Origin of the sequence: Curtobacterium sp. MCBD17_021, assembly GCF_003234525.1 — a bacterium.
GTDB lineage: Bacteria > Actinomycetota > Actinomycetes > Actinomycetales > Microbacteriaceae > Curtobacterium.
This window is the reverse complement of sequence record NZ_QKTS01000004.1, coordinates 202608-214053: the sequence shown is the minus strand read 5'-3', so window position 1 is coordinate 214053 and position 11446 is coordinate 202608. Positions and strand designations below refer to the sequence as shown.

The 11446-nt window shown below is 74.8% G+C and carries 10 protein-coding genes; 1 reads left to right on the top strand and 9 read right to left on the bottom strand.

What is annotated here, in order from left to right; genetic code table 11:
* From DEI83_RS06030 to DEI83_RS06015, 4 genes are all read right to left on the bottom strand, one after another.
* A partial coding sequence (locus DEI83_RS06030; protein ID WP_111080867.1) for a DedA family protein occupies positions 1–686 on the bottom strand: 686 nt, incomplete at its 3' end.
* 122 nt (positions 687–808) lie between these two features.
* The gene (locus tag DEI83_RS06025) at positions 809–1735 is read right to left on the bottom strand and encodes a glycosyltransferase (protein WP_220036754.1); all 927 of its coding nucleotides are present in this window, start codon (positions 1733–1735) and stop codon (positions 809–811) included.
* Positions 1732–3345, bottom strand: coding sequence for a D-glycero-beta-D-manno-heptose 1-phosphate adenylyltransferase (rfaE2, locus tag DEI83_RS06020; protein ID WP_111080866.1), 1614 nt, complete (start codon positions 3343–3345; stop codon positions 1732–1734). The genes DEI83_RS06025 and rfaE2 overlap by 4 nt, the downstream gene beginning before the upstream one ends.
* Positions 3342–4835, bottom strand: coding sequence for an aldehyde dehydrogenase (locus DEI83_RS06015; protein ID WP_111080865.1), 1494 nt, complete (start codon positions 4833–4835; stop codon positions 3342–3344). The genes rfaE2 and DEI83_RS06015 overlap by 4 nt, the downstream gene beginning before the upstream one ends.
* Positions 4836–5050: 215 nt before the next feature.
* Between DEI83_RS06015 and DEI83_RS06010 the strand changes: the two genes are divergently transcribed.
* Positions 5051–6151: a glycosyltransferase family 9 protein gene (locus DEI83_RS06010; protein WP_111080864.1), complete on the top strand. Its 1101-nt coding sequence runs from the start codon at positions 5051–5053 to the stop codon at positions 6149–6151.
* Positions 6152–6271: 120 nt separating this feature from the next.
* Here DEI83_RS06010 and DEI83_RS06005 read toward each other — a convergent pair whose 3' ends face one another.
* The 5 genes from DEI83_RS06005 to DEI83_RS05985 are packed head-to-tail and all read right to left on the bottom strand — an operon-like array spanning position 6272 to position 11439.
* Positions 6272–6976: an SDR family oxidoreductase gene (locus DEI83_RS06005; protein WP_111080863.1), complete on the bottom strand. Its 705-nt coding sequence runs from the start codon at positions 6974–6976 to the stop codon at positions 6272–6274.
* Positions 6977–7026: 50 nt separating this feature from the next.
* Positions 7027–8418: a PfkB family carbohydrate kinase gene (locus DEI83_RS06000; protein ID WP_111080862.1), complete on the bottom strand. Its 1392-nt coding sequence runs from the start codon at positions 8416–8418 to the stop codon at positions 7027–7029.
* Positions 8415–9047, bottom strand: a complete 633-nt coding sequence (locus tag DEI83_RS05995; protein ID WP_111080861.1) for an SIS domain-containing protein — start codon at positions 9045–9047, stop codon at positions 8415–8417. The genes DEI83_RS06000 and DEI83_RS05995 overlap by 4 nt, the downstream gene beginning before the upstream one ends.
* Entirely contained in the window at positions 9044–10402 is a 1359-nt protein-coding gene (locus tag DEI83_RS05990; RefSeq protein WP_111080860.1) for a glycosyltransferase, read from the bottom strand. The genes DEI83_RS05995 and DEI83_RS05990 overlap by 4 nt, the downstream gene beginning before the upstream one ends.
* Positions 10402–11439: a glycosyltransferase gene (locus DEI83_RS05985; RefSeq protein WP_111080859.1), complete on the bottom strand. Its 1038-nt coding sequence runs from the start codon at positions 11437–11439 to the stop codon at positions 10402–10404. Before DEI83_RS05985 ends, DEI83_RS05990 begins: the two co-directional genes overlap by 1 nt.
* Positions 11440–11446: the final 7 nt, after the last annotated feature.

Below are 11446 nucleotides of genomic sequence, written 5' to 3'. Positions count from 1 at the left end.
CGGGCGGTCTCTCCGGTGGTGGTGGGGCAGACGGGACGGGGGCGGACGGACACCGTCAGGACCGACGTGTCGGCTGCGGCGGCTCGTGCGTCGCGCCTGCGCTGGAGCCTACCGAGCACCCGGTCGACCCCGAACCCGAGCAGTCCGGCGACCACCATCGAGACGGCCGCGGCGACGAGCGGCTCGTGCAGGAAGGACGACGTGGCGAGGGCGATGCCGATCGACGTCGCACTCCACGCCGTCCCCGCGACCGCACTGATGCCGAGGAACCGGCGGTACCGGAGGCCCGTGGCCCCGGCCGTCATGTTGACGGCGACCCGACCGACCGGGATGTACCGACCGACGAGGATGAGACTCGCGGAGCGGCGCTGCATCTGTCGCTCGGCGAACGCGAAGGCCGCCGCGATCCTGGGACGCCTGGCGTTCCGCAGGCGACGCAACCCGACGCGACGACCGATGGCGTAGGCGACCGAGTCGCCCGCGATCGCGCCGACCGCAGCGACGCCGAGGACGGCCGCGAGCACCGGCTGACCGGAGGTCGCGGCGACCGCGGCCACCGCGACGAGGGCCGTCTCGCTCGGGACCGGCGGGAAGAACCCGTCGACGAGGCACAGGGCGAACAGGACGACGTAGACGAGCGGCGAGGACGCCAGGTCGACGACGAACGGGGTGATCTGGTCGAGCACGGGTGCCGCTCCTCCCGTCGACGTCCCTCGCCGACGGGTCCGACGCTACGGAAGCCGTGGCTGCTTGCCATCCCGCTGTGGTCGGGGTGACCCCCTACCGCGGTATGACTCCGCCGGTCGGGTCAGGAGCGCCGGGGCTGGTCGGCGTGCTGGTCGCGCTCCGCCGGCTGCTCGTGCGCGAAGACGACGTCGGGGGCGTCGACCGAGCGGTCCGTCACCGTGGTCGGGGCCTCGAGGTGCACGGCCCCGGACGGCACGATCCCGACCCCGCCGAAGCGCTCCATGACCCGCCACTGCACGACGACGTCCTCGCCGGCGTGCCCGACCGGCAGGGTCTCCCAGAAGCCGAAGCCCCCGACCGCCTCGAGCGCGGCCCGGTCGTAGAGCGCACACGCGCCGACCCATGCGACCCGGTACGGCAACCAGCCACCCGGCTCGACGTCGAGGTCGGCGGCGACGTGCACCAGGTTCGCCGCGTTGTGCAGGGACCAACGGTCGAAGCCGGGCGTGCCGCGTCGCACCACCTCGGGCACGACGGGACCGTCCCAGAGGGCGAACGGCGCCGTCTCGTGCGGCCGGCGGTCCGGCAGGTAGGACAGACCCTGGACGGCGCTCCCCACGAACCCGGTCCCGAGCGAGCGGAGGGCGTCGAGCATCCGGTGCACGGAGCCGGGCTCCAGCCACACGTCGTCGTCGAGGAACAGGACGGCGTCGGCCGTGGCGTGGGCGAGCAGGAAGTGCCGGTGCTCGGCGAGACCCCGCCGCTCCGGGTGCGTGAGGAGCGTGACGGGGCGGCCCTGGGCCTCCAGGACGCGGACCATGGCGGCGACCGCCGGCTGGGCGGCGGCGTCACCGGCCTCGGACTGGTCGCTGAGCACCAGCCGGAAGGCGACGTCCGTCTGCGCGGCCAGGCCGGCGAGCGTCGCGGCGAGCTCGGCGGTGCGCCCCACGGTCGGGATGAGGACGTCGACGTCGACGGGGGCGCTCCCGCCCGGTGTCACCTCGGTCGGACGGCCCCAGTCGCCCGACCAGCGCGCGCCGCGCGTCACGCGTCCCCCGGGACCGGAGCGTGGTCGGCCGTCGGTGCGCCGTCGCTCGTGCGGGTGCCGGCCGCGGTCTCGCGGATGCGCCGGACGACCGCGCTGGTCGAGTGTTCGGCGACGTAGTCGACCATCACGACCTCACCGCCGTGGGCCCGGACGACCTCGGTCTCACTGAGCATCTCGGGGGAGTAGTCCCCGCCCTTGACGTAGACGTCCGGCCGGATGCGTTCGATCAGCGGGATCGGGGTGTCGGTGGCGAACACCGTCACGAGGTCGACGCACGCCAGCGCGGCGAGCACCCCGGCACGGTCCTCGGCGGTGTTGATCGGCCGCTCCGGGCCCTTCAGCCGGCGGACCGAGTCGTCGTCGTTCAGCGCGACGACGAGCAGGTCGCCGAGCTCGCTCGCCTGGCGGAGGTACGTCGTGTGGCCGCGGTGGACCACGTCGAAGCAGCCGTTGGTGAAGACGATGCGGCGACCGGCGCGACGGGCCTTCTCGACCGCCGCGGCGAGTTCGTCGTGGTCGACGACGGTCTCGGCGGGGGCGGACACCGAGGCCACGAGGGCGTCGGCGGAGCAGACCGAGGTGCCGGCCTCGCGCACGACGACGTCGGCGGCGGCCTGCGCGAACGACACCGCGTCGCGGACCGGGGTGCCGACGGCGAGGGCGACCGACGCGGCGGCGCAGAAGGTGTCGCCCGCCCCGGACGCCTGCTGTTCGGACGCCGGCGTGGCCCGGGTCCGGTGCACGTCGGCAGCAGCGTCCGCACCGGGGCCGTCGAGCAGCACCGTGCCGTTGCGGTCGAGCGTCACGACGGCGTTCCGGGCCCCGGTGACGGCGAGCAGGTCGTCGCGTGCGGCGACCACGGTCGTGGCACGGTCGGCGCCCTGACCGAGGTCGCGCCCGAGCAGCGCGGAGGCCTCGCCGGCGTTCGGTGTGACGAGGTCCGGGTGCAGTGCGCTCCAGCGCGAGAGGTCGTGTGCGTCGACCACGACCGTCGTCGGACGGTCGCGCTCGAGCACGGGGACGACGGCGGTCGCGTCGACCCCGAGGTCGTAATCGCAGACCACGACGGCATCGGCACGGGCGGTGTCGGCACCGTCGGTGACGGCGCCGTCGGTCGTGCGCGCGTCGTCGGCCGTCGCGGGGCGTCGGCCCTGCACGGCCGCGGCCGTCGCCTCGGCGAGCAGCGCGGTGTCCGCGGCGCTCGGCCGAGCGGCCAGGTCGTCGACCCGGACGACCACGCGGTCGCCACCGACGATCCGGTCCTTGCTCGTGGTCGTGGCCCCGGGGACCGCGACCAGCCACCGCGTGTCGACGCCGGCGGCCTCCAGGCGGTCCCGCAGCACACGGCCGGTCTCGTCGTCGCCGATGAGGGCGACCATGCGGACGTCGGCGCCGAGGGCGCGGGCGTTGACGGCCGTGTTCGCCGCGCCGCCCGGGACGGCGATGGTCTCGGTGACCCGGACCACGGGTGCCGGTGCTTCGCGGGACACCCGCTCGGCGGCGCCGACCGTCCAGCGGTCGAGGATCACGTCCCCGACCACGACCACGGTCGGACGTTCGGTGGTGATCGTCTCGACGACGCGGCGGACCAGCCGGACGTCGGCGGTCATCGGACGTCCTCGGCGGTCGCGGTGTCGGTGTCGTGGCTACCCGCGGTCGCCGGGTCGACGGAGGACGTCGCCGTGCGGCGAGGAGCGGCCTCCAGGTGCACGACCGTGGTGGTCGTCATCTCGTCGAGCAGGTGCGGGCCGTACCCGAAGCCGGAGCCCGACGCGCCGCGGGGCTCGGCGCTGCCGCCGGGTGCACCGCCGAACACGGCGTTGATCTTCACGGTGCCGACGGGCAGCTCGGCGGCGGCCTGCAGCGCGGTCGCGGTGTCACCGGTCAGGACGGTCGCGGCCAGGCCGTACCGGTCCTCCGCGGCGAGGCGCAGCCCCTCGGCCATGTCGTCGACGACCCGGATCGGTGCGATCGGGCCGAACGTCTCCTCGGTGAGCACGAGCATGTCGTCCGTGCAGCCGGTGAGGACCGTCGCCGGGTAGAACGTCCCCGGTCCCTCCGGGACCGCACCGCCGGTGACGACACGGGCTCCTGCTGCCACCGCCTGGTCGACGTGCTGCTGCACGGTCGCGCGGAGGCGCTCGTCGACGAGCGGGCCGAAGTCCGCTGCGGCCGACGCGGTCTTGCGCTCCGCGGCACTGACGAGGGCCGCCGTGAAGTCCTCGGCGATGTCCCGGTGCACGTAGACGCGCTCGACGCTCGTGCAGATCTGACCCGTGTTCGCGAAGGCCCCGAGGGCGACCTGCTCCGCCGCCCACACCGGGTCGACGTCGGCGTCCACGATCGCGGCGTCGTTGCCACCGTTCTCGCGGATCACGTGCGCTCGGGTGCGCAGCGCGGCCTCGGCGAGACGGTCACCGGTCGCCGTCGAGCCGACGTGGGCGTAGACCGCGATGCCGTCCTCCGCGAGGAGCTGTTCGCCCGTCGAGGCGTCCCCGTCGACGCCGACGAGCACGCCCTCGGGCAGTTCGGCCGCGAGCAGGCGGTTGAGGAGCGCGATGGTGCCGGGGCTCCGCTCGCTGCCCTTGTGGACGACGGTGTTGCCAGCGGCGATCGCGGCACCGAGGATCCCGCAGGCCACCGCCACCGGGTCGTTCCACGGGGTCAGGGCGAGCACGACACCGCGCGGGTGCGGCACGGCGAAGTCGGCGGCGCCGTGGTTGCCTCGGAGTGCCTCGCCCCGGTGCAGCGGGCCGAGTTCGGCGTACTGGATGAGCGTGTTGATGCCGGCCTCGACGCCGCCGAGGGCGTCACCCGGGACCTTGCCGGTCTCGCGGGTGTTCATCGCCGCGAGGTCGTCGGCGTGCTCGCGGAGCCGCTCGGCTGCGGCACGCAGGAGGGCACCGCGCTCACCCGGCGCGGTCCGGGCCCACCCGGTCGCCGCTGCCCGCGCACGCGCGACCGCGTCACGCACCTCGTCCGCCGTGCTCCGGCGGGTCTCCGAGGCCACCTCGCCGGTCACGGGGTCGAGCACCGTGATCGTGTCCGCGGACGAGTCGTCCGTCGACGGAGCGGTCGTGGTGGGGGCATCCAGCGTCATGTGCGTCCTCTCGTGGTGGTCCGGCGTCGTGGCACCGGCCCCTCCACGCTGCTCCTCCTCCGCTGGACACGCCCGCGGGATGCGTGCGGGTGTCCACGGGACGCAGCAGCAGCGCGCCCGGACGGCTGCTGCACACCGGCCCGAGCGCGGCCGGGTAGGAACGAAGGGATGCGGTCGGACGACCCGCCGCGTCGGACACGAGGAGGACGACGGGCGTGGTGCAGATCGGACGGGGCGGCGAACGGTTCGAGGGGGTCCGCGAGATCGCGGTGCTCCGCGGTGGGGGACTCGGTGACCTGATGTTCGCGATGCCCGCGATCGAGGCCCTCGCGGCCGCCTACCCGGAGGCCCGCCTGACCCTGCTCGGGACCCCGATGGCGGCGGCGCTGCTGCCGGGGCGCACGGACGCCGTGCACGCCGTCGAGGAGCTCCCGGTGTCCCCGGGGGTCCGGGACGGCGGCGACGGCGCGCCCGACCTCGAGGACTTCTTCGCCCGGTTGACCGGCCGGTTCGACCTCGCGGTCCAGCTGCACGGCGGCGGGCGGAACTCGAACCCGTTCGTCCTCCGTCTCGGCGCGGCGCACTCGGTCGGCACGGCCACCGAGGACGCGACCCCGACCGAGCGGTGGGTCCGCTACGTCTACTACCAGCACGAGGTGCTGCGCGCGCTCGAGGTCGTCGGACTGGCCGGGGCGGAACCCGTGACCCTCGACCCGCGCATCACGGTGTCCGACGAGGAGCGCGCTGCCGTGCGGGAACGACTCGGGGTGCACGGCCGCCTGGTCGCGATGCACCCGGGCGCGACCGACCCGCGTCGTCGCTGGAGCCCGGAGCGCTTCGCCGCCGTCGCCGTCGCGCGGCTCGAGGCGGGCGACGACGTCGTCCTGGTCGGGGACGACTCGGACCGTCCGGCCGCGACGACCATCCGCGCCTCGGTGTCCGAGGCCGTGGAGCCCGAGGTCGCCGCGCGCCTGCACGACCTCACCGGGGCGCTGCCGCTGCGTGAGCTCCCGGCGGTGCTCGCCGCCGCCGACGTCATGGTCGGCGACGACTCCGGACCGCGACACCTCGCCGTCGCCGTCGGGACGCCGACCGTGGGGGTGTTCTGGTTCGGGAACGTCATCAACGCCGGGCCGCTCGACCGCGGCCGGCACCGGGTGCTCATGAGCTTCGTCACGCGCTGCCCGGTGTGCGACGTCGACGTCACCCAGGTCGGGTGGAGCGCGGAGCGCTGCGAGCACGACCCGTCGTTCGTCGACGAGGTCACGCCGGACCGGGTGCTCGCCGACGTCGAGGACCTGCTCGCCACCACCTGAGCGCTCTGGCGTCCGCCCCGACGCCTCTCGAGGTCGCACGACACGCCGCGGCGCGACGCCGGACGGACGGGAGGCCCGGTACCAGCTGGTACCGGGCCTCCCGTCAGGCGCGTGTGCCGGTCAGGGCCAGCTGGGCTCCGTCGCCGGCATGATCGACAGCTCGCGGATCTCGCAGCCGGCCGGCTGCGACAGCGCGAAGATGATCGAGTTCGCGACGTACTCCGGCTCGATGAGCTGCGCGTCCGGACCCGGCTTGTACTGCTCGGTGCGGTCGGCGAAGAAGTTCGTGCGCATGCCCGCCGGGATCACGTTCGTGACGCCGATGCGGCCGGCGGTCTCGGCGGCGAGGGCCTGCGAGAACCCGCGGACGCCGAACTTCGACGCCGAGTAGGCGGTGCCGTGGCCGACACCGCGGAGCGCGAGCGACGACGAGATCGTGACGACCCGGCCGTGCGTGGCCTCGAGCGCGGGGAGCGCGGCGCGGACGGTCGACGCGGTGCCGATGAGGTTGACGCCGACGATCTTCTCCCAGTTGCCGGACGAGATCGCGTCGATCGGGGCCGGGGTGTCGATTCCCGCGGCGGTCACGACCGCGTCCAGGCCGCCGTGGCGCTCGACGGCCTCGCGGACGGCCTGCTCGACGGCGTCGGTGTCCGACACGTCCACGGCGACGGCGTCGACGCCCTCGGGGACGGCGTCGATCCGGAGGTCGAGCACGATCGGGGTGCCGCCGGCCTCGGTGACGGCGGCCACGACGGCAGCGCCGAGTCCGGAGGCGCCGCCGGTGACGAGGACGCGGCCGATGGGGGTGGTGGGGACGGGCATGGATGTCCTTTGCGTTGTGGTGCTGTGGTCGTGAGGTGGGGTCGGCGGGCTCAGCCGACGCGTTCGATCGCGGCGGCGAGCCGGGTGGTGGAGCGGCCCGGGTGGAAGGGCACGGTGACGACCCGGCCGCCCCACTCGGCGAGCGTGGCGGACTCGGGGAGCTCGTCCGCGGTGTAGTCGCCGCCCTTCGCCCACACGTCGGGCCGGAAGCGGCGGAGCGCCTCGTCGGGGGTGGACTCGTCGAACACCACGACGGCGTCGACGCAGTCGAGCGCGAGGAGGAGTTCGACGCGGTCGTCCTGGCCCATGATCGGACGGTCGGGCCCCTTGAGACCGCGGACGGAGTCGTCGGAGTTGAGGCAGACGACCAGGCAGTCACCCAGGGCCCGCGCGGCCGAGAGGGTGCGCGCGTGGCCGGCGTGCAACAGGTCGAAGCACCCGCCGGTGGCGACGACGACCCCGCCGGAGGCCCGGACCTCGTGCACCACGCGGAGCGCGTCGCGGTCGGCACCGGGGACGGCGATCGGTGCGGGCGGGGCACCCTCGACGAGCGAGGCGACCCCACCGGCGGCCAGGTAGGCGGATGCGTCGGCGACCCCGGCGGTGACCGCGTCGGCGATCTCCGCGCCGCCGGCGAGGGCGACGGCCACACCGGCGGCGAGACGGTCACCGGCGCCGCACGGGTCGCCCGCGGTGACGGACGGGGCCGGGACGAAGCGCGAGTCGGCCCCGCGCTCGGTGCGCCGACCGACCAGTGCGCCGCGGTCGCCCATCGTGACGGCGACGGCCTGCACGTCCCAGCGGGCGACGAGGTCCGCGGCGGCGTCGGTCGCGAACGCGACGCCGGAACCGGAGAGACCGGTGAAGCGGTGCGCCTCGCTCGCGTTCGGTGTCGCGACGGTGGTGCCGGGGACGGGGGCGGCGCCCTTCGGGTGCGGGTCCCAGACCACGGGTGTGGTGGCGACGGCCGCGGCGAGGGCGGCGCGCATGTCCTCGGCGGCGGCCAGGCCACGACCGTAGTCGGCGACGATGACCGCGTCGGCGCCGTCGAGCGCCTCCCGCATCGCGGGCGTGACGGCGGGCACCGGCGGGGTGTCGCAGCCCTCGTCGATGCGGACGAGGGCGTGCTCGCCGACGCGGACCCGGGTCTTCACCGGGGTCGGGGCGCCGGAGGGACCGTCGACGATCCGCACGCCGGGCAGCAGCGTCCGGAGCTGGTCCGCCGGCCGGTCGTCGCCGAGGACGGTGACGAGCGTGACGTCGTGGCCGTCCTTCGCGAGCATGGTGGCGACGAGGCCCGCCCCGCCGGCACGTCGCTGGTCGGACCGCACGTCGACGACGGGGACCGGGGCGTCGGGGCTGAGCCGGTCGCTCGTGCCGCTGACGTCGACGTCGAGCAGGGTGTCGCCGACGACGACGATGCGGAGCTGACGGTCGGTCATCGGGTGCCTCCTCGGCGGAGCACGGGCTCCATGGCCCGGCAGAGTGCGTGCACGAGGACGAGCTGGGCCTCCTGCACGTTGGCGGACGGGCCGTCGATCGCGATGACGTCGTCGACCGCGCTCGCGAGCGGGTTCGGCAACGAACCGGTCATCGCGATGGAGCGGGCCCCGGCGTCGCGCGCGGCGGCGGCGGCGGCGAGCAGGTTCGGGCTCTTGCCGCTGGTGCTGAGCAGGACGACGACGTCCCCGGCGCGGGCGTGGGCGCGCACCTGGCGGGCGAAGACCTCCTCGTAGCCGTAGTCGTTCCCGATGGCGGTGACGGCCGAGGTCTCGGCGTGCAGCGCGATGGCGGAGTACGCCGGGCGGTCACCGTCGAAACGGCCGGTGAGCTCGGAGGTCAGGTGCTGTGCCTCGGCTGCCGAGCCCCCGTTGCCCGCGGCGAGGAGCCGCCGCCCCGCGACCAGGCGGGTGGCGATGTCGTCGGCCCACGCGGCGATGTGTCCGCCGTGGTCGGCGAGCGACGCGATGACGGGCACGGATGCGGCGATGTGGTCGAGGACGACGTGCGTGCTCGTCGCGTCGCCGGTGGTGGACTCGGTCGTGCCGATCCCGGTCTGCTCGATGGTCATCGGGCGTTCCTCTCGGTGATGGGGAGCGCGGCGTCGGCCAGCGTCTCCTCGGCGGGTCGGACGGCGTCCGGGATGCGGGTGGTCGGTGCCGCGCTGGTGCGCCCGGGGGTCGGACGCGGCGCGTGGGTGCGGCCGCCCGCGACGAGTCGTTCGTAGACCCGCTGGGTGTCGGCGGCGACCTTCCGCCAGGTGTACTTCGACTCGGCGCGGCGGCGCCCGGCCTGGCCGTAGGCGGTCCGGCGTTCCGGGTCGTCGAGGAGACCGCCGAGGGCGACCGCGAGGCCGTCCTCGTCGCGCGGCTCGACGTGCAGCCCGGTGGCGTCCTCGACGACGGTGTCGATGAGGCCGCCCACCCGGGAGGCGACGACGGCGACACCGCACGCCATGGCCTCGAGCGGGACGATGCCGAACGGCTCGTACCAGGGTGCGCAGACGACGACGTCGGCACTGCGGTACACCGCGCCCATCTCCTCCTGCGCGAGCTGCCCGCGGAACGAGACGTGGTCGCGGATGCCGAGGTCGCGGGCGAGGGCGTCGAGACGCTGGTACTCGGGGTCGTCGGGCAGGTCGGCCCCGGCGACGCCGGCCCCGCCGACGACGACGAGTTCGACGTCGCGGCCTTCGGCGACCAGGCGGGCGACGGCGGCGATCGTCGTGCCGACGCCCTTCCGCTGCACCAGGCGCGAGGCGGTCAGCACCCGGAACGTGCGACCGCGATCCTCGACGGGGCCGTCCGGACGGAACAGCTCGACGTCGACACCGCACGGGACGACGGAGATGGACCGGAGGGGCACACCGAGGCTCTTCAGCTCGAAGGCCTCGTCGGAACAGGTGGCGACGACCTGGTCGGCTCCGCGTCCGACGGCCGGTTCGAGCCACTCGCGTTCGACCGGGCTGGTGTCTGCCGCCCCCTGGTGCCGCCGCTTGACGACGCCGAGCGCGTGGAAGGTCTGGACGACGGGGATGCGCGCCCCGCCGGTGCGGACCTGCACCTGCGTGACGGCGTCGAGGGTGGCGTGGCCGGACATCCAGAAGTGCCCGTGCACCACGTCGGGGCGGTCGGTCAGCCACTCGGACGCGAGCACCTGCGCGAACGTCCCCATGTACGGGAGCAGGTCGTCCTTGGGCACGCGTTCGGCGGGACCGGCGTCGACGTGCACGACGTCCACGCCCGGCCGCAGCGGGACGCGGACCGGCAGGCTCGCGTCGTCCCGACGCGTGTAGACGGTGACCGTGTGGCCGCGGTCGGCCAGGGCCGCGGAGAGCGCGGCGACGTGGACGTTCTGCCCACCGGCGTCGACGCCGCCGAGGGTCGCGAGCGGGCTCGCGTGCTCGGAGACCATGGCGATCTTCATCAGCTGCTCCTCCCACCGTCCGGCACCGCTCCGGCGCCGACGGCCTCCGTCGACCGTTCCGGGCGCGCCGTGCGCATCCGGGCGTGGTGCTCAGTGTGCACGTCGTCGAGCAGGGCGTCCCAGTCCGCGGTGAAGCGGGACAGCGCGTGTCGCGCGAGCACGGCCTCCCGGGCGACGAGGCCGCGTCGGCGCGCCTCCTCCGGGTCCTCCAGGAGCGTCCGGGCGGCCCGCACCAGCTCGTCGACGTCCGTCGCGATGGCACCGGCCTCGGCGGGCACGGTGCGGGACGCGTCCGTGGTGGCGAGGACGAGCACCGGCATCGCCATGTGCATCGACTCGATGAGCGAGAGGCCGAGCGAGGTCCAGCGGTTCGCGTGGACGTAGGCGCGGCGCTGCGCGAGGGCGGCGTGCATCGGGTCCGGCTTGACGTCGCCGAGACCGACGAGCAGGTCGCCGTGCCCGAGTCCGGCCAGCTTCTCGGTGCCCATGCCGAAGACGTCGACCGGGGCGACCGCGCCGAAACGGGGGAGCAGGTCGGTGCCGACGACGCGGTTCCGTCGGACGGGTTCGTTGATGACGGCGCCGAACCGCTCCAGCTCGCCGGTGTACAGCGCGCCGGGGTCGACGACGCCGTGCTCGACCACGGTGGTCCGGGTGGAGCCGCAGTCCCACATGAGGGCGTTCCAGTGCGTCACGTGCGCGATCGTCACGTCGTCGCGGTCCCGGAAGGGGTGCCGGCTGTCCGGCACGTCCACACGCGGGGTGTTGTGCTCCACGAAGACGGTCGGGACGTCCCGACCGCCGAGCAGCTGCCGCGCGACCTCGAGTTCCTCGGGGCGCTGCAGCACGACGAGGTCGACGTCCGCGTCGGCGACGTCCGCGGGTGCGATCTCGACGGCGTTCGTGCCCCAGTCCCGGCCACCGCGACCGAGGCCCCAGCCGTCACGCTCCGGGGTGGTCGGGATGAGGTACTCGTGCGGGCCGCGGACGAAGGCGTCCATCCAGCCGCCGTGCACGTGCCACACGAGGATCCGCATGCACTGC

What these genes read in the sequence shown, in the direction of transcription:
- rfaE2 (WP_111080866.1), bottom strand. Translation starts at nt 3,345, where the DNA reads ATGACCGCCGACGTCCGGCTGGTCCGCCGCGTCGTCGAGACGATCACC.
- DEI83_RS06015 (WP_111080865.1), bottom strand. Translation starts at nt 4,835, where the DNA reads ATGACGCTGGATGCCCCCACCACGACCGCTCCGTCGACGGACGACTCG.
- DEI83_RS06005 (WP_111080863.1), bottom strand. Translation starts at nt 6,976, where the DNA reads ATGCCCGTCCCCACCACCCCCATCGGCCGCGTCCTCGTCACCGGCGGC.
- DEI83_RS06000 (WP_111080862.1), bottom strand. Translation starts at nt 8,418, where the DNA reads ATGACCGACCGTCAGCTCCGCATCGTCGTCGTCGGCGACACCCTGCTC.
- DEI83_RS05995 (WP_111080861.1), bottom strand. Translation starts at nt 9,047, where the DNA reads ATGACCATCGAGCAGACCGGGATCGGCACGACCGAGTCCACCACCGGC.
- DEI83_RS05990 (WP_111080860.1), bottom strand. Translation starts at nt 10,402, where the DNA reads ATGAAGATCGCCATGGTCTCCGAGCACGCGAGCCCGCTCGCGACCCTC.
- DEI83_RS05985 (WP_111080859.1), bottom strand. Translation starts at nt 11,439, where the DNA reads ATGCGGATCCTCGTGTGGCACGTGCACGGCGGCTGGATGGACGCCTTC.